An 18,726-nucleotide genomic window follows, 5' to 3' on the forward strand; every position below is an offset into this window, starting at 1 on the left:
CGTTTTGTCTCATAAGCTGACCCATGTGAGCAATGGCCGCAGAAAGCGATGTGGTTGCATTGATCACTATTCCAGGGGGCCGAGCACGCTCGCATTCCAAATACTAGTCGAATACACTCGTCGGCGATGCTTGACGGGTGGACGAGGCAGGACACCAGCATATGGAGCGACGGCTCACCGCAATCCTTGCAGCCGACGTGGTGGGCTACAGCCGCCTCATGGGAGAGGACGAGGTCGGCACGCTCGATCGACTGAAGAGTTGCCGTCGCGAACTGATCGACCCCGCGATAGCCGAATTCCACGGCCGCATTGTCAAGCTAATGGGCGACGGTACGCTGGTCGAGTTCGCGAGCGTCGTCGATGCGGTCCAGTGCGCTGCCATGATCCAGCGCCGGATGGCCGATCGCAACAAAGACACCGCGGATGCCCGGCAGATCCGGTTTCGTGTCGGCGTCAATCTCGGCGACGTGATCGTTGAGGACAATGACATTTACGGCGATGGCGTGAACGTCGCCGCGCGCCTCGAGGCTATGGCTGAGCCGGGGGGTGTATGTATCTCGGGCACGGCGTTCGATCATGCGCTGCACAAAGTTGACGTCGGCTTTGCGAGCCTTGGCGAACAGCGGCTTAAGAACATCGCCGATCCGGTTCGCGCGTATCGGCTGCTGCTGGATCCCGCGGCATCGGGCAAGGTCACAGCCGCGCCACACCGGCCGGGATCGCGCATCAGGATCCTGGCAAGTGTCGCCGCCCTGGTGATTGCCGCGATTGCCGGCTTTTTCGCATGGGAGAAGTTCTCGATGCCATCGCGCCCATCGGTTGCCGTGCTGCCGTTTGCAAATCTCGGCGGCGATCCGAGCCAGGACTATTTCGCCGACGGCATCACCGAGGATCTGATCACTGACCTCACCAAGCTTTCAGGTTTGGACGTCATCGCGCGCAACTCGGTGTTCGCCTACAAGAACAAGCCTGCGGCGCTGGCGGACGTCGCGCGCGACCTTGGCGTCCGCTTCGTTGTCGAGGGCAGCGTCCGCCGCACCGGCGAGCAGATCCGCCTCAATGCCCAGCTCATCGATACGGCAACGGGCGACAATCTGTGGGCCAACCGGTTCGACCGTCGCATGGCCGGCGTGTTTGCCGTCCAGGAAGAGATGAGCGGGGAGATCGCCAAAGCGCTCGGCATGCAACCTTCGGCAGCGGAAAGCGAGCGCATGGCACGCCCGCCGACGAACAATCTCGAGGCCTACGACTTCTACCTTCGGGCCGAGCAGACGGCACGGACCGGCCGGCGCGACGGGCTGCGGGAGGCACTCACGCTATACGACAAGGCTGAGGAGCTTGACCCCGCCTTTGCCGAGGCCTTTGCGGCGGATGCAAGCATGACAGTCTATATCTGGCGTGAATCTTTCAACGACATCATGCAGAGCGCGCCCGCGCGCAAGCGCGCCTATGAGAAGGCAAGCCGTGCGCTGCAACTCGATCCGGACCTCTCGTCGCCTTATGCGATCCTTGGCATCATGCAGGTCGTGGATCGCCGCTACGAGGAAGCCATCGCTTCGGTCGAGCGAGCTGTTGCACTCGGCCCCGGCGATGCGGAGACGCAGATAGCTCTGGGATACGTGCAACTGTTCGCTGGCAATCATGCCGAAGCAGCCGCAGCGGTCGAGACGGCGCTCAGGCTCGATCCCAACCTTTCACCCATCAACCGACAGATTGCCGGTCTGGTCTTTCTCATTCAAGGTAGCAACGACAAGGCGATCGAGGCGCTCGAACGCACCCGCGACGATGCGCCGTCGGTCGGAGATTTCACGATCACGCTTGGTGCCGCCTACGCCCGCGCCGGCCGCCTGCAGGACGCCAGGGCGGCGGTCGCCGAGGGACTCGGTGCCATGTCGACACCGGGGTTCGATTCGTTGTCCGCATATCGGGTCAACGGTGCGCAATACCGTAACCAGCAGGATATGGCTATCATCATCGACGCGTTGCAGCAGGCGGGCTTGCCCGAATGGCCGTTCGCCTTCACCGGCGACGAGCACAACCGCTTGAAGGGCGAAGAGATCGCCTCGCTAGTGCTGGGCCACACTCTGCAGGGCCAGCTTGAACCCGGTCTCCAACCAGCCTTCCTCCAGATCGGAAGCGACGGCAAGGCGGCCTTCCGCTCCACAACGAGGCTTGTCACCGAGACCGTCCATCTCGATGGCGACCTCTTGTGCGAGACGAGCGAGAATATGTTCGGGCGCCCCGACTGCGGACCTGTCTACAAACGCGGCGCCGATGGAAGCGGCGGCTACTCCTTTGTCAATTCAAGCAAGGTGTTTCACTTCACGGTGGTTCAGTAAATGCACGCGTCTCTGTAATATCTCAGGACTCGCGGATGAAAGATATGCAGCGAAGGCTTACCGCAATCCTTGCTGCCGATGTGGTTGGCTATAGCCGCCTCATGGGCGAGGACGAGGTAGGCACGCTCGAACGATTGAAGGGCTGCCGTCGCGAACTGGTCGACCCCGCGATCAAGGAATTCCACGGTCGCATTATCAAGCTCATGGGCGACGGCGCGCTGGTCGAGTTCGCGAGCGTCGTCGATGCGGTCCAGTGTGCTGCCATGATTCAGCGCCGGATGGCCGATCGCAATAAAGGCACCGCTGATGCCAGGCAGATCCGGTTTCGCATCGGCGTCAATCTCGGCGATGTGATCGTTGAGGACAATGACATCTATGGTGATGGTGTGAACGTCGCCGCGCGCCTTGAGGCCATGGCCGAGCCAGGCGGAGTCTGCATCTCCGGAACAGCATTCGATCACGCGGTCCACAAGGTTGATGTCGGCTTTGCCAGTCTTGGCGAGCAGCGGCTCAAGAACATCGCCGATCCGGTTCGCGCCTATTGGCTGCTGCTGGATCCCGCAGCCGCAGGGAAAATCAAGGTGGCAGTTCGCCGGCCGGTATCCTCTCGGGCGATCGGGTTGGCAGGAATTGTGGTCCTGTTCGTCGTGCTCCTTGCAGGATTGTTTGTTTGGCAATCGAGGACATCTTCCCTGGTCGACCGACCATCGGTCGCCGTGCTGCCATTTGCAAATCTCGGCGGCGATCCAGGTCAGGACTATTTCGTTGACGGTATCACGGAAGATCTGATCACCGACCTTACCAAGCTCTCCGGTCTGGACGTCATCGCGCGCAACTCCGCCTTCGCCTACAAGAATCGGCGTGCAGCACTGGCTGACGTCGCGCGCGACCTTGGCGTCCGCTTCGTTGTCGAGGGCAGCGTCCGCCGCACCGGCGAGCAGATCCGCCTCAATGCCCAGCTCATCGATACAGCGACGGGCGACAATCTGTGGGCCAACCGGTTCGACCGTGGCATGGCAGAGGTATTTGCCGTCCAGGAAGAGATGAGCGGGGAGATCGCCAAAGCGCTTGGCATGCAGCCTTCGGCAGCGGAAAGCGAGCGCATGGCACGCCCGCCGACGAACAATCTCGAGGCCTACGACTACTATCTCCAAGCCGAGACGGCGTCACGCACCGGCCTGCTGGCCGGTCTGCGGGACGCGCTTGCGCTCTATGAAAAGGCGGAGGGGCTCGACCCAGCTTTCGCGGAAGCCTTTGCGGCCGACGCGCGCACGACAGTTTATATCTGGCGCGAGGCCTTCAACGACATCATCCAGAGCGCGCCTGCGCGCAAGCGAGCCTATGAGAAGGCGAGCCGAGCGTTGGAACTCGAACCGGATCTTTCGTCGCCCTATGCAATTCTCGGTATCATGCAGGTCGTGAATCGCCGCTACGAAGATGCGATTGCCTCTGCCAGGAAGGCTGTTTCAATCGGTCCGGGCGATGCAGAGGCGCAGGCAGCCCTTGGATATGTTCAGTTATGCGCCGGCAATTATACGGAGGCAGCCGCAGCGGTCGAGACAGCGCTTAGGCTCGACCCCGACCTCTCTGCTATCAACAGGGAAACTGCCGGGCTGGTTTTTCTTCTCCAGGGGAATGTCGAAAAAGCGATCGAGACTCTCGAACGCACCCGCGACGATGCGTCCACGGTTGGCAACTTTCGGTTTACACTCGCAGCGGCGTACGTCCGCGGCGGCCGTCTACCGGATGCGAAAGCCGAAATCGCAGCTGGGCTCCAGCTCGTAGCAGGGTCCAGTTACGTAGACTCCCTGGCTGGGTGGCAGATGACTCATGCGCATTTCCGGAATCCGCAGGATCTGGCGATCCTCGTCAACGCACTGCGCCAGGCAGGCCTACCCCAATGGCGCTATGGCTTTACCCCGGACGAGCACGACCAGTTGAAGGGTGCTGAGATCGCGTCCCTGGTCATTGGCCATACATTGCAAGGCCAGATAGAACCCGGCCTGCAACCAGCCTTCCTTCAAATCGGGAGCGACGGCAAGGCGGCCTTCCGCACGACGACACGGCTGGTCACAGAGACCGTCTACGTCGATGGCGATCTCTTATGCGAGCAGAGTGAGAACTTGTTCGGGCGCCCCGACTGCGGTCCCGTCTACAAACGCAACGACACTGCCGGTACAGGCTACTCCTATGCCAATACAAGCAAGGTGTTTCACTTCACCGTCGTCCAGTAGGCCGACCTAGTCTAGGGATAATGATCGACCTTCAGGTTGGCCACGACCTTCGGCCAGTTGGCATCGGCCTTCGGTACATATTCATCTGCATGCGCGGCGAAATCGTTCGCATTGCCGACGTCGTAGATCAGGTAAAGCTTGCCATCGATAATCTTGAATGCTTCCGGATCGACATTGATCGTGACGCCACCGCCCACGACTTCGCCAGCACAGTAGCCGCCATATTGAGGAGCGTATTTTACCGGCTCGCTCATGAACATTTCCTTGTGTTTCTTGCTGGCGAAGTGCCAGGGTGTACCCAGCCAGTCATAAGTGAATTCTTCGGAGCCCTTCACGGCCTTGCCGTCAGTGAAGTAAGCGACCGTGTCGTAGCCCATGATCGCCACACCGCCGAAATAGCCGGTGTTTACTGAACCGTCAGCCCAGGCCGATCCCGCGCCAGCGACCGCAGCCACAGCGAGCAGGGCGCTCGCCCCCCAATTCCCAACCAGTCGTGACTTGACCATCGTGCTCATCTGCATCCTCCGTTAATCGTGGATCTCTGCGCACTTCGCCGCATTCGCCGCGCCAAGGATTTCGGCTTGGCAGGTCGCGCCATGGCGTTTGAACAGTCGGATGATTTCCGTGTTGCCCTTCCAGAACGCGCGGGTCGTCGGCATGTAGCCATGGCCCTCGGCATGGTTCACATCGGCACCTTTCGCGATAAGGAATTCGGCCAGATCGACGTGGTTTTCCTCGCCGGCGACCAGCAACGGCGTAACCCCCGCCTTGTTGGCCGCATCCTCGAGTACCGCGCCTTTTTCCAGCAGCAGCTTGGCGATCGGCAGGCTGCCCGAGAAGGCCGCCGCATGAAGCGGGGTGAAGCCGCCCGAGTTCCGCGCCATGACGTCGGCACCCTTGCTCAGCAGGAATTCAGCGATTTCCGGTTGGTTATCCAGCGCCGCAGCGATGAGGAGGGTCGCCTGGTCGCGTGCCCGGCTGTCGACGTCGGCACCGCCTGCCACGGCTTGCTCCACTGCAGCCTTGTCGCCGGTAGCGATGGAATCGAACAACGGCTCACCCGCGGCTGCTGTTGTAGCCACCAGTACCAGCATCGCAAGTGCCAGTAGTCCGCGCATCATGCAAGGGTAGCATATTAGCTAGGAGACATACAAGCTGCGTTGGGCTCATCGGGGCAGCGCGGCTGGATGACCGCTTTTGGATGCGGCTATGGTCTGCCCAACGACCGACATAAAGGCGCCAAGCTGCCACTCCTAATCTAGCGACTTGGGAGTGCTGATGCCCGTTATCGGGACGGCACACTGCCGATGATCACCAAACCGTCCAAATACCGAATCTAATGTCCCACTTTGTCCATAAGCACCCGCAATGCGGGCTGAGGCGCTACCCAAAAAATTCGAAAAGCTTCCAGGGACCCTAGGCAAGCTGGACGGCGCACCGGACACTAAGGCCCGCGGATATCGTAGCGAACGTCCTCGCCCGAGCGGCTAATATCATCGGCAAAAGGGCGTCCGAATCGGACTGTCGGCGGCTCCGTCGTGGGAACGAAAAAAGAAGGGAAGTAGAACTTTTGTGTGCGATTTTTGCACACGACATCCCGTAAGTCGCTGGATTTGCTTAAGTGTCCGTCCCATCCATCATTGGTGCTATGGCTATTCTGAAATCTTGATACTTCGACATTTTTTTGTTGTTTCAAAAATGTTGGGCCACGTCGTGTGTGGTCTTTTCCCCCACGGGACGGGCCGTTTTTCCGGTTTCCGATGCGTCCGTGCACACGGGGCGCAGACGAATTGGACACCTTCCCTAAACTAAAATCCGGCTCTTGGAGAGCCCAGGTTCGTCACGGGGCATCTCAAGAAAGGTTTTGCGCCGCAGGAACGCCGAGATCGGCGCACGATGCAGCGCCGATCTTTCGCGATCTGGTGGCGCTCCATCCGCCCGGCCTGAAAAAGATGGGCATCAAAATCCTCGATCCAAGGACTTCTGTCGGTACCGGGTTAGATTTCAACCGAACGTTGCGCGCCTTTTTTGGCGAGGAACAGCGCCATTTCTTCTGCAATTAGCGCCTGCTTATGGAACTTTCTGGCCGGTGTTCCATTGCAATCCCATGCAAGAATCTGTCCAGCGGATCCGGACGCGGGCACCGTCCCTACGCTACTCATTGGTGCTGCCGATATACAATGAGGAGGAGGTGTTGCCCCGGCTGGTCGAGCGGATCAGCGCACTGACCGCAAAACTGGACGGAGACACCGAAGTCATCTTCGTCGACGACGGAAGCAGCGATCGAAGCGTGAGCTATTTGCGCGGCATGGTCGCCGCCGAACCGAGCTTCCGCCTGATCGAGCTCTCCCGCAACTTCGGCCACCAGATCGCCATCAGCGCCGGCATGGAAGCGGCCTCCGGCGAGGCCGTCATCGTCATGGACGCTGACCTGCAGGATCCCCCCGAGGTCGTTCTCGACCTGGTGGCGAAGTGGAAGGACGGCTTCGAGATCGTCTACGCAAGGCGCGTCAGCCGCAAGGGCGAAACCTGGTTCAAGCGCGTCACCGCCAGCCTGTTCTATCGGCTGCTGGAGAGGATGACACCGGTCGAGATCCCGCGCGATGTCGGCGACTTCCGCCTCGTCGGCCGGAAGGCGCTGGACACGTTCAAGCGCATGCCGGAGCACGACCGCTTCGTCAGGGGCATGTTCGGCTGGATGGGTTTCAAGCAGGCGGCGGTGCCGTTCGAGCGCCCGGCGCGGACGCTTGGTGAAACCAAATACCCGTTCTGGAAGATGATGCGGCTTGCCATCCATGGCATCATCGGCTTTTCGGAGCGGCCTCTGCAACTGGTGCTGTTGACCGGGTTGGCCATCTCCGCTCTCGCCCTGGCGTTCGGCGCATACGCCATCGCGGCCTGGATCCTCGAAACCGGCGTGATTGCCGGCTGGACATCGACGGTGGTGATCGTGTCGCTGCTAATCGGCATCAATCTTTTCATGACCGGCGTGATGGGCCTTTACGTCGGCAGCATCCATGCCGAGGTCAAACGGCGCCCGCTCTACGTTATCGAAAGGCTGAGTGGCTTCGACCGGCCGATGCGCGTCGCCTCCCGCGACAAGCGCGCTTCGTTTCGCAAGTCCAGGAACGGGGTCACGGCGGATGTCCGAACTCTTCGACAGCTATAGGTCCAGCTACAGTGAGGCAGTCGAGGGCTCGATCCGGTTCTCCGGGCTGCGCCATGATTTCTTCCTGCGTGCCAAGGCCGAGCTTCTGCGACGACTGGTCCTCGAGCAGGACCTCCGGCGGGGCGGCGCAGGCGTGCGCGCGCTCGATGTCGGTTGCGGCGTGGGCTCGCTTCATCCGCATCTCGCCGATGTCTTCGATCGACTCGACGGCTGCGACGTGTCGAAGGAATCACTCGCGCGTGCCAGCGCTGAGAACCCGCACGTCGCGTACAGCGTGTGCAACACCTCACGCCTGCCTTACGCGGATGGCATGTTCGACCTGGCCTTCGCCAGTTGCGTCGTCCACCACGTGCCGCCTGCGTCGTGGCTGGATTTCTTCCGCGAGATGCGGCGCGTCGTTCGGCGAGGCGGACTTGGCTGCATCATCGAGCACAATCCCTACAACCCGCTGACCCGTATGGCGGTGTTGAGATGTCCGTTCGACAAGGACGCCGTCCTGCTTCGCGCTGGCAAGGCGGCATCGCTGCTTGAGCAGGCGGGCTTCCGCGACGTGCACTGCGAGCATTTTCTGCTCCTGCCGTCGGCCAAGCCGCTTGCCCGGAAGCTGGAAGGCGCGCTCGCTTGGCTGCCGCTCGGAGCGCAGTATGCCTGTGTCGCCCGCGCCTGAGAATCGTCGCGTCGCCGGCACGAAGCTCCTAGGGCGCTTCGCTTCGGTCGGCCTTGTCGCCACAATCCTCTATGCCGTCCTGACTACAATCTTTGCCCGATCGAACTGGCTCGGGCTCGCGCCCGTCGAAGCCTCGCTCGCCGCTTACGCGGCCGCCGCCCTGTTTTCCTATCTGGCGCACAAATCCTTCACCTTCATGTCGGCCGGCTCGCACCGGTCGCAGGCGCCGCGTTTCGTGTTGCTGACCATTGCTGGCCTCGCTATGGCTTACGCGGCACCGTACCTGCTGACGGTGACATTCGGCCTGCCGCTTGCCGTTCCCGTTCTCCTCACTTCCTTGGCCATCCCAGCGCTTAACCTTCTTGTGCTCGATCGCTGGGTCTTTGCAGAGCGCCGCCTGCGCGATGACGGGCCGTCCTGAGGATCAAAGCGTATCCAACCGAAAAGATCTCAGCTTGATGGCGCGCTTGTAGATGTTGCTCGCATCGGCGCTTTGCGGAATGCCGTCGGGATACTCGATGGCCATGTCCAGTGTCGCCTTGCCAGCCAGCACGGCGTGCGGAATGACGAAGGACACAGTTGTCGCCACATCGCCCGACAGCGTCCCCCGATACACCTCGGTCCCATTGGCCGACACGACGATCCTCTGCCAGGTCTGCGGCGGGCGAATAACGGCGGCCATTTCCAGCGTTGCCCGAAGCCCGTCGCGGAGCGGCGGCAGGGTAAGGCGCAGGCGAGAGCTCTCGCCCAGCGAATGGGTGCCGTCCGCCACTGGCCCCGACCAGCCGCAGACCATCATGGTGGTTGCTTCCCGGGCGCCGTCGGAGCGGAACGATACGGTCCGGCCTGGCGTGTAGCGCCCCACGGCGTCCCGGTTGAGGCATGTGGTGGTCTTGTCGATGTAATAGGCGTGGTAATCGTCGTTGACATTCGGGCTGAGGGCAAGCGCCAGGATGGCGATCTCGGCTGCCGCAAGCGCGCCCGCCAGCGCGTAGCCGGCACCCAGGATTACCGGCCTGGTCGATTCCGTCAGCTCAGACCAGCGCAAGATAGCCTCCAAGCCAGGCCACGGTCATGAAGTAGCAGGTGATGAGGAAGACAATCAGCGCACCGACCAATGTCGCCTTCGAGCCCGACAACAGCACCGCCGTCAGCATCGTCAGCGGCGCGAGGCCGACGACATAGCGGACCATCGAAGCCAGATTCGAGGTCAAAGGCAGGATGATGGCCATGGCGCAGAACAGGGCCGCGCCAATTTGCCTGCGCGCCGCGAGCACCGCCGCCAGCGCCAGTCCCACGATTGCCGTCGACGCGCTCCATTGCGGCGCACTGGGCCACCAACCGGCCCCGGGGTGATAGGACAGCCCCGCCCAGAGGAACAGCAGCGGGTTGCCGGCCACGCGCCCGAACGCGCGCTGGACATGCACGAAGGCAAAGCCGTCCCCGACCGTGACGTAAAGGTAGAGCATGTAGGCGAACAGGCCGGCGGGCGAGATGAGTATGGCGATGATGAGATCCGGCCGGCCGAGCAGCCAGCGTGGGAAGCCGATGGCCGACCCGCCCTTGGCGCGATGCTCCTCAAACATGCGAATGACGATCGCGAACACGGCCAGCACGCCGACGACCCGCGTTGCCGAGAGCAGCGCGCAAGACAACCCCGCGGCGAGATGGTTCGAGCGTTTGAGCGCCAGGAAGAGGCAGGACGTCAAAAGCACGAAGAGCGGCTCGGTGAGGAAGGTGGCAAAATAGAACGAGAACGGGCCGCTCAGCAGGAAGGCGCAATAAAGCACATAGGCCCGCATGTTCCTGTCCATGAGCGGCCATGCCACTAGGCACGAGACATAGCCGCACGCCAGCGATGCCGCCGTCGCAATCGCGATCGTGGAGAAGGGCAGAATCGTGCGGACCGCCGCCACCAGCATCGGATAAAGCGGAAAGAACCCCCAGCGCCCGACATTGCTGCGGCCAGGAATGGGAAAACGCTCATAGCCCTGTTCGGAAATGCCGACATACCAGGAGCAATCCCATTTGCAGAAGGCGCGGGTATAGGCCGCTAGGCTCGGATCCGGCGACACCGATGCGAATGCGGCGTAGCGGATGACAAGACCGCTCAACAAAAACAGCAGCGGCACTGCCGCCACCGCGATCACCGTGAGGCGAATGCCGCTCTTCGCACGCGCCACATCAACTGCCAAATCCGCCTCCAACCGCCCGGATGGCATCCGCGTCGGGGCCGGCGTCCCTGGCCAACACGCCTCGCCGTTCGACACTGCATACCTAAAGGGGCGGTGGGATTTTTAGTTCCGCTGCACGATATTCCGGCCGTCATGCATCCGGTGGACAATCTGCCGGTAGCGGCGCGCCGGCGATAGGCCATGGAAACAGTCCGAACATGTATATGGCGTGTGGCACAACCAGCGCCCACCATTCACGATCCGAACGCGCTGCGTAGCGGCCATCGCGTCCAGCACTGCCGCGTACTTAGCCGACGCCGAGGTTTGACTTCCGTCGCAACCGAACGCGTTGTGATCACCGTCGCTTCGACAAGCTTTCGCGGCTCCGAGTTTTATTGCTGCGCAACGGGATGCTCGGAATCCTCGAATCCAAGCAGGCCCGCCTCGCCCTGGATGACGCCGTCGCGACCACACTCGGTGTAGAGCGGCGCGCGGCGCGTCAGCTGACGGTGAAAGGACCGCGCGACCGCCCCCGTCGCAAGCATTGGTTGCAAAGCCTTTTTCAGGTGTTTCCGCTCTACCTTCATCCAGATTCGGTAGAAGCTGGCGACAACATTCTTCAAATAGTTGAAAAGAGCAGGGACAAAGGTCCCACACTCGGTTGGACCATTTTTGCTTCACAATTTTTCCAAAAAAGCAACAGTACGAGTTTAAGTTTCCACAAATAAGAGTAAACTTTTCGTGCTCATGTTCTGAGCGGGAGGCGTTACAGGCAGTCAATAGCCTGTTGAAGAGGGGCGGGTTGAGTATGCCCTTATCATCGATCCTTGGTGCCCGCTGTTGGTGGGTTACCGATGCGCATAGGACGCATCCGCCCAGAATTGCCTGACGGGGCAAGGAGCGGGGAAGCGGCGGTCCCCTCAACACCCTCTACCCCGGGTTAAGCCGATAACTCCAGTTTCGTTCAACGATGACGCGCGGCACCGGCTCCGCTGGTGGATGCGCGCCCATGCGGCCGGCTGCCAGCGTTGGGGCTGATTTCGCGCCTGTCGCATTGAAACCAGGGAGAGTTTCAATGGCACTCGACATCACTGCTCAAGACATCATCATCGACGAGACCACGGGTCTTCAGGGTGACGACATTAATCCCATCGGCAACAATGACCCCACTTTGGCCTATCTCCTAAGTCGCGACAGTTCGGGCGGACTGACCTCACCGGAGGTCGCCTTCCAATCCAACTTCGTGGTAGCCACGGCGAACGCAGGGGAAACCATCACCTCGGTCGTTCTTACCCAGAATTCCTCAGGAACGCCGTTTTCCACCACCGTTGGCGTCAACAGCGGCATTAGAACGGTGGATGGCAACTATGTTTGGCTGTTCCAGGACCCGACGCATTCAAACGTCGTGATCGGCGTCATCGGCACTTCCAGTGCGGCCACTATGCCCGCCGCGACCGGGGATCTCGCCTTCTCGTTTGGACTGGTCAGCACCAGCGCAACAAACGCAGATTTGTACCTAGTCCAGTATGTGCCGTTGCTCCATCCGGACGCGAACGACCCGAACGACCAGATCGATCTGCTCAACAAGGTGTACGCATCGGTCACCGGCACCACCGTGCTCAATTTCAGCCAGCTCGGCGACGCCCCTCCCGGACACAACAATTGGTATATCCTCGACGCCGACACGGCGAGCACACAGAAAATTCTGGTCACGGCTCACGACGGCACTACGCAGGCTGAAGTCAATGTCAGCACGCAAGGTCTGGGTGTCTCTTCTCAGGACGTGCGCTTCGGCCGTGAACTTCAGATCGACCTGATCAGTGGCGGCACCCAAAGTGCAGGCAAGAACTTTACCAAGTCGCCGCTGGCTCCCAACTACACAGGCCACATCGAGAACGTCTCCGGCGCCGGTTTCTCGATTTCGCAGTCCACGCCTACTAACACAGTAGCTGACATCGAGGTCCACGCCTACAACAACGACGACAACGCAAAAGGCGCCGCGTTGCCGGGTGACGACAACGATACCGAGATCAATATCACCGGAGTAACGTTCAAGTTGAATGGCGTCGCCACGACGGCCTCTGCCCTTGGCATCACAGTTGATCTCAACGGCACCGGAATGATCCTCCACAACGTCGGCGAAGGCGTTACGGTTGATTTTACTACGGCGGGCGGCTCGGGCGGAACTTTTGACCGATTCACCATCAAGAATATCGACGGTGAGAAAGATTATTTCGACGTCAAAGAGGTGCATTTCGCTGGGAACGTTGCTAATGCCCACAACGAACAAGTCGGCTCCTTCATCAACTTCAACGACGACGGTCCAAGTATTTCAACGACAGGCACCGAACCGACACTGACTGTCGACGAGACGGTTCTTGGCACCAACGACACCAAGAGCTTCGCGGCGAACTTCAGCTCGGCCTTCGGTGCTGACGGGGCCGGCACGGTGACCTACGCACTCGGCTTTACTGCCGGTTCGACCGGACTTGTCGACACCGCGACCGGGCAAGCGGTCGTCCTCTCGCTGAATGGCGGCGTCATCCAAGGTCGAACCGCCACGAGCAACGACCTCGTGTTCACGGTCTCTGTCGATGCCTCGGGCAACGTCACCCTCGATCAGATCCGCGCGGTGGTCCATCCTACCAGCGACCCGGACGAGAGCACGACTCTGGCCGCCGACAATTTGATCAAACTGACCGCGACGGTTACCGACAAGGACGGCGACCACGCACCGGCCACCCTCGACATCGGCCAGAACCTCAACTTCAAGGACGACGGCCCGAGCATCTCGACGACCGGCACCGAGCCTACGCTCACTGTCGACGACACGGTTCTTACGACTAACGACACGAAGAGCTTTGCGGCGAACTTCAGCACGGCCTTCGGTGCCGACGGCGCAGGCACGGTCACCTACGCACTCGGCTTTACTGCTGGTTCGACCGGCCTTACCGACACCTTAACCGGTCAGGCCGTCGTCCTCTCGCTCAATGGCACTGTGATCGAAGGTCGCACCGCCACGAGCAATGACCTTGTCTTCACGGTCTCTGTTAGCGGCACCGGCAGCGTCACCCTGGATCAACTCCGGGCAGTGGTCCATCCGACCAGCGACCCGGACGAAAGCAAGACACTTGACGCGGATAACCTAGTTACGCTCACCGCGACCATCACCGACAAGGACGGTGATCATACATCGACCACACTCAACATCGGCCAAAACCTCACCTTCAAGGACGACGGCCCGACGATCACGGTGCCGTTCGACGGTGACGCATCCGGGGGTGGAAGCAATGGTACTCACGAGACCTTGGGCAACGCAGTCGGTCAAACGGCATCTGGTGCTTTTGGCTACGACATCGGTTCGGACGGCCGCCCGGCTTCCTACTACGACGCCACGCACTCGGACTTCGTCGACCAGGATGGCGTGCTTCCCGGCATCCAGCTCAGCCTTGATGGCAATCTCACCGGTCTTGTCCCTGGCACGCCGACCCCATTCATCAGCTCGTTCGCGACGCTACAGTCGGAAAGCGCCACCGAAGCTTCGTTCAATTGGCAAATCTCCTACGATAGCGACCCGAACACGGCCGGCAATCAGATCGCCACGGCGGGCGGTACCCTTGTCTTCAACAAGGACAGTGACACCTACACCATCACCTTGAACGACGCGGTGGAGGGCTTCACCAGGGACATCCTGCACACCAGTGAGCTTCTCTCCAAGCAGCCCACGAGCAATACCGGTCACCCGTTGATCGTGGTGGAGAAGCTCTTCGAGGCGGACAGCACACCCGAAACGACCGATCGGGACTTCTTCGTGCAGTTCACGGCGAACTCGGCAACTTCGAGCATCCCCTTAGGTCTCGGCGATGACGACGGCGCGCCGGTTGCTGGTGACAAGGTGTGGAACCCCGGCCAGTTCGTCAGCAACAACAACGAAGACTGGGTTTCTGCAACCCAGACCACGAACGGGGTCGCTGGCGACACTATCCAGAAGGGCGAGGCACTGACGCTTCGGTTCTTCGACACCTCACCGGGTATCTCGACCGACAACGGTGCCAATCACGTCCCGACCCAGACGGCTAACGACATGGCCATCAAGTTTGACGGTATCGGCAACGAGGACCTGATGGTCATCGTTAATCTCGTGTCTACTGCCAACCCGGCGCTTACGACGACAAAGGCGATCTACATCTCGAACGCCGACATCTACAAGACGGGTCAGGTACCTTCCGCATACGCCGCCGACTTCCAGCTTGATAACAACGACGGCCTAGTGATCATAGAGCGAAACGACTACAACGGTGCCGGTGAGAACTGGGTGCTCCAAGGCGTCCAGATCATGCAGTCCGGCAACGGTCTGGTCGGGGCCGGTAGTGCGCCGGCCGGTACCAACGCCGCTCTCGGCGGTGCTACCGCGATCGACCTGAATAGCGCGGTCGGCGCGAATGGTGGCAGCCTTTCCGCCCCGTTGGTGATTTGGGACAACGACGTGGCCAAGGTGAACGGTGTGGATACAGCCGTCGCCGACAACGACGTCATCAAAATCGTGGACATCGGCTTCACCACGACGCAGACCACGACGCCGGACGCGCACCTCGACTTCGGCGTCCAAATCGCGGACGCGGACGGCGATATGACCACCGTCCAGCACATACTCGTCGACATCGCCTGACACAGAAGCAGCGGGGGCGGCCAAGTGCTGCCCCCGTTGGAACTCGGCAGTAAGGCATCGAAACGGGGGGTTCCGTGATGCAGCCAAGGCCGCAATTCCAGGAAGTGATGCGTCTGGCGCGCCGCCAGGCGCCGGCCCTTTTCCTCTTCAGCTTGCTAACCAATCTTCTTCTGCTTGCCAGCACCATCTACATGCTGCAGATCTATGACAGGGTGCTGTCGAGCGGCTCGATCGACACGCTGCTGTGGCTCACCCTTGCCGTCATCGGCGCCATTGCCGTCTATGGCCTCTTGGAACATGCCCGCCGGATGATGCTGGGGCATATCAGCCAATGGCTGGACGACCAGCTCAGCGTCCCGGTGATCGAACGCGCCATGGCGGCGCGCCTGGCCGGCAGCAACGTCGAAGCCGGCCTGAAGGACGTTAGCGATCTTCGCAGCTTCATTGCCGGCGACGGCATTCTGACCTTTCTCGACGCGCCATGGACGCCGGTATTCATGGCGTTCATGTGGTTTCTGCATCCGGCATTGGGGGTGCTCGGCCTTGCCGGCGCGGTGCTTCTGTTCTGCTGCGCTCTAGCCAACGATTTCCTCACTCGCCGCAAAAACCAGGAAGCAGCCGCAGGGTTGCGCCGCAGCCAGGCCGCCGTCGGTCAATTTGTCGATGGCGCCGAAACATTGCGCTCGCTCGGCATGTCCGAGCCGGCGCTGTTGCGCTGGGAGCAAAACCAGCAAGCTCTCACAGCTCTGCAGTCCCGCATTTTCCAGCGCACCACCGTCATCGGCAGCCTGTCGCGCTCCCTGCGCCTCGCCCTCCAGGTGGCCGTGCTGGGGCTCGGCGCCTATTTCGTCCTGCACCGCGAACTCACGGGCGGGTCGATGATTGCGGCTTCCATCCTGCTCAGCCGCGCGCTGGCGCCGATCGAACGCTCCATCGGCGCCTGGCGCAGCCTGGTCAACGCTCGGGCCGCGCGCCAGAACCTGATCAAGCTCTTTGCCGCCACCGGGTCGTCGCAGAACGTCGGCGTCACCTTGCCGCGCCCGCAAGGCCGGCTGAAGTTAGAGAACCTGCACTATTACGCGCCGGGAACCCCGCAGGCCCTGCTGAACGCGATAAGCTTCGGTGTCGAGCCCGGCCAGACCTGCGGCGTGATCGGCTCGTCCGGCTCCGGCAAGACCACGCTCTGCCGTCTCATCGTCGGCACGATGCGACCCTCGCTGGGCCATGTCAGGCTGGATGGTGCGGAGGTCTGGAATTGGCCGTCGAACGAGCTCGGCCAGCATATCGGCTACCTGCCGCAACAGGTCCAATTGTTCCCGGGAACAATCGCCGAGAACATCGCGCGCCTGCGCGACGTCGACAGCGAAGCCGTCATCGCCGCGGCCCAGCTCGCCGGCATTCACGAGATGATCTTGCGGCTGCCGAACGGCTATCGGACCGAGGTCGGACCGCACGGCGTTCGGATCTCGCGCGGTCAGCGGCAGCGCATCGCGCTGGCTCGGGCACTGTTCGGCGACCCGCCGCTGATCGTACTCGATGAGCCGAACACCGGCCTCGACGGCGAAGGAGAGGCGGCGCTGTTCAACGTGCTTCAGCAGTTGAAGGAGCGCGGCCGCACGGTCGTTATCGTCAGCCATCAGACCAGTCTTCTGCGCACGGCTGACAACATCGTCCTCCTCCGCGACGGATCGGTCATGATGCTCGGCACGCGCGACGAGGTGCTCGGCGCGCTGGCAGGCCAGCCCAGGCGCATTCCGATGCCGGGGGCCATGCGGGACAAGATTGCCGCCTTCGCGCCGGCAAACCTGAAAGCGGTGGAGTGAGCCATGGACTTCTCGACGCTTCTGAACGGGCTGGCGGACAGCCTGCGTGAGCTGACCGGCACGCTGAGCATCTTGGCCGGGGATCTGACCGCCGCGGCCTCGATTTGGTATGACGGATTGGGTTGGCCGACGCGTATCGCTCTGACTGTGGCCGCCGGCGCGCTCGTCCTGCTCCTGATTTCCCGATTCTTCCGGCGGCGGTCACATGCATTCCAGGCAATCAGTGGCGACCTCAATCAACGGACCCGGCCGGCGCGTATGCTGGGCTATGTTTCATCGATTGTCTTCGTCGGCGGCGTCGCCGTGTGGTCCAGCGTCGCGCTTCTGGCAAGTGCCGTCGTCGCCGATGGCGTCGTCAGCCCCGAAGGCTATCGCAAGACGGTCCAGCACCTTGAAGGCGGCATTATCGGCGCGATTCATGTCAAGGAGGGCGATAAGGTCGGCGTCGGAGAGGTCCTCATCAGCTTGAAGACTACGGAGGCGCAGGGCCGCTACGACGAGTTGCAGGGGCGCTATATCCGCCTGCTGGCAACCGAGGCGCGCCTTGTCGCGGAGCTTGCCGGCCAGAATCGGGTCGCCTTCCCCAAGGAGCTGACCTCGATCGACAGCGAGCTGGGGCGAAACGTGGTCGCCGAAGAGCAGGCGCTGCTCGACAGCCGCCTCGCGACCCGCGACGGGCGCACGCAGATCCTCAACAAGCGCATCGCGCAGATTGAGGAGCAAAGTGCGGGATCAAGAGACGTGATCGCCGCAGAGACCGAGCAACTCAGGCTGATCGACCAGGAGATCGCTTCCGCCCAAGAGCTTTACAAAAAGGGGCTGGAGCGCTTGCCGCGGATATTGGCGCTGCTGCGCTCCCAGGCCGATATCCGCGCCAACCAAGCGTCAAACCGGGCTCAAGTGGCCCGCAACGATCAGCAGATCGGCGAAACCCAGTTCCAACTCCTCAACCTGCGCCAGCAGGACAGTGAGAGCGCCAACGAGGATCTCGCCAAGGTGCGCACCGACCTGGCCGAATTGCGCAGCCAATTGCCCTCGCGCCAGGATGTGCTGGCCAGGACCGACATCGTCGCGCCGATTGCGGGAACGGTGATGAATTTTCGCGTAACGACCGAATCCGGCGTGATCGCCAGCGGCCAGCCGCTTCTCGATATCGTGCCCAACGAGCCCAATCTGGTCATCGATTCACGCATCAAGACCACGGATATCGATGTGGTGCATCCAGACATGCCCGCCCGCGTGGTGTTGACGGCCTATCCGAGCAGGCATCTGCCGCAGATCCACGGTCTGCTCACCTCGGTGTCGGCCGATCGGCTGACGGATGAGAAGACCGGCGAGCCCTATTTCCTCGCCAAGGTCAAGGTCGACGCGGCCGATCTCGAAGAACTGCACGACGTCCGTCTATCGCCCGGCATGCCGGCGGAAGTGATGATTCTGACCGGGGAGCACACTTTGCTCGACTACATGCTGGCCCCGGTGGAAGCCTCCCTCACACGCTCTTTCAGGGAGAATTGAAACGAAGCAACTCGTGCCAGTAAGCACACAACACCACCGAGACGTGGGGGGGCAGGCGCACGGGTCATTGGGGGCAGGAATAGAAAGAGCTATGGGCCAATATGGGGTGGCATTGTGAAAGGAAAACCACCCCCAA

Annotated in this window: 14 protein-coding genes; 10 read left to right on the forward strand and 4 right to left on the reverse strand. The window is 61.5% G+C overall.

Going from position 1 to position 18,726, the window contains the following annotated elements:
- Nucleotides 1–161 precede the first annotated feature (161 nt).
- Nucleotides 162–2,339 carry an adenylate/guanylate cyclase domain-containing protein gene (locus P9230_RS00255; protein WP_278116917.1) on the forward strand — a complete coding sequence of 726 codons (2,178 nt, stop codon included), beginning with the start codon at nucleotides 162–164 and terminating at the stop codon, nucleotides 2,337–2,339.
- A gap of 44 nt (nucleotides 2,340–2,383) precedes the next feature.
- Nucleotides 2,384–4,573 (forward strand): adenylate/guanylate cyclase domain-containing protein, encoded by a 2,190-nt coding sequence (locus P9230_RS00260; protein WP_278118303.1) that lies wholly within the window; start codon nucleotides 2,384–2,386, stop codon nucleotides 4,571–4,573.
- Between the two features lie 11 nt (nucleotides 4,574–4,584).
- On the opposite strand, the gene P9230_RS00265 is transcribed toward P9230_RS00260, so the two are convergent.
- Entirely contained in the window at nucleotides 4,585–5,094 is a 510-nt protein-coding gene (locus tag P9230_RS00265) for a YHS domain-containing (seleno)protein (protein WP_278116919.1), read from the reverse strand.
- Nucleotides 5,095–5,100: 6 nt separating this feature from the next.
- Nucleotides 5,101–5,691, reverse strand: coding sequence for an ankyrin repeat domain-containing protein (locus P9230_RS00270; RefSeq protein WP_278118304.1), 591 nt, complete (start codon nucleotides 5,689–5,691; stop codon nucleotides 5,101–5,103).
- A gap of 672 nt (nucleotides 5,692–6,363) precedes the next feature.
- Between P9230_RS00270 and P9230_RS00275 the strand changes: the two genes are divergently transcribed.
- The 4 genes from P9230_RS00275 to P9230_RS00290 are packed head-to-tail and all read left to right on the forward strand — an operon-like array spanning nucleotide 6,364 to nucleotide 8,830.
- Entirely contained in the window at nucleotides 6,364–6,636 is a 273-nt protein-coding gene (locus tag P9230_RS00275) for a hypothetical protein (protein WP_278116921.1), read from the forward strand.
- Nucleotides 6,637–6,680: 44 nt separating this feature from the next.
- Nucleotides 6,681–7,742 (forward strand): glycosyltransferase family 2 protein, encoded by a 1,062-nt coding sequence (locus P9230_RS00280; RefSeq protein WP_095800741.1) that lies wholly within the window; start codon nucleotides 6,681–6,683, stop codon nucleotides 7,740–7,742.
- Nucleotides 7,717–8,409, forward strand: coding sequence for a class I SAM-dependent methyltransferase (locus tag P9230_RS00285; RefSeq protein ID WP_278054382.1), 693 nt, complete (start codon nucleotides 7,717–7,719; stop codon nucleotides 8,407–8,409). The genes P9230_RS00280 and P9230_RS00285 overlap by 26 nt, the downstream gene beginning before the upstream one ends.
- Nucleotides 8,387–8,830, forward strand: a complete 444-nt coding sequence (locus tag P9230_RS00290; protein WP_127241036.1) for a GtrA family protein — start codon at nucleotides 8,387–8,389, stop codon at nucleotides 8,828–8,830. Before P9230_RS00285 ends, P9230_RS00290 begins: the two co-directional genes overlap by 23 nt.
- 3 nt (nucleotides 8,831–8,833) lie before the next feature.
- Here P9230_RS00290 and P9230_RS00295 read toward each other — a convergent pair whose 3' ends face one another.
- The gene (locus tag P9230_RS00295) at nucleotides 8,834–9,457 is read right to left on the reverse strand and encodes a hypothetical protein (RefSeq protein WP_278116924.1); all 624 of its coding nucleotides are present in this window, start codon (nucleotides 9,455–9,457) and stop codon (nucleotides 8,834–8,836) included.
- Entirely contained in the window at nucleotides 9,444–10,604 is a 1,161-nt protein-coding gene (locus tag P9230_RS00300; RefSeq protein ID WP_278116925.1) for a hypothetical protein, read from the reverse strand. The genes P9230_RS00295 and P9230_RS00300 overlap by 14 nt, the downstream gene beginning before the upstream one ends.
- Before the next feature lie 374 nt (nucleotides 10,605–10,978).
- Here P9230_RS00300 and P9230_RS00305 point away from each other — a divergent pair, with 374 nt between their 5' ends.
- The 4 genes from P9230_RS00305 to P9230_RS00320 all read left to right on the forward strand — a co-directional run bounded on the left by P9230_RS00305 (nucleotide 10,979) and on the right by P9230_RS00320 (nucleotide 18,590).
- Nucleotides 10,979–11,311, forward strand: a complete 333-nt coding sequence (locus tag P9230_RS00305; RefSeq protein WP_278116928.1) for a hypothetical protein — start codon at nucleotides 10,979–10,981, stop codon at nucleotides 11,309–11,311.
- A 347-nt stretch (nucleotides 11,312–11,658) separates the two neighbouring features.
- A complete protein-coding gene (locus P9230_RS00310) occupies nucleotides 11,659–15,252 on the forward strand; it encodes a DUF5801 repeats-in-toxin domain-containing protein (RefSeq protein ID WP_278116930.1) in 3,594 nt (1,197 codons plus the stop codon).
- Nucleotides 15,253–15,329: 77 nt separating this feature from the next.
- Entirely contained in the window at nucleotides 15,330–17,075 is a 1,746-nt protein-coding gene (locus P9230_RS00315; protein ID WP_245322438.1) for a type I secretion system permease/ATPase, read from the forward strand.
- Between the two features lie 147 nt (nucleotides 17,076–17,222).
- Nucleotides 17,223–18,590 carry an HlyD family type I secretion periplasmic adaptor subunit gene (locus P9230_RS00320; protein WP_245322429.1) on the forward strand — a complete coding sequence of 456 codons (1,368 nt, stop codon included), beginning with the start codon at nucleotides 17,223–17,225 and terminating at the stop codon, nucleotides 18,588–18,590.
- Nucleotides 18,591–18,726: the final 136 nt, after the last annotated feature.

It is taken from the genome of Mesorhizobium sp. WSM4887, assembly GCF_029625865.1.
GTDB lineage: Bacteria > Pseudomonadota > Alphaproteobacteria > Rhizobiales > Rhizobiaceae > Mesorhizobium.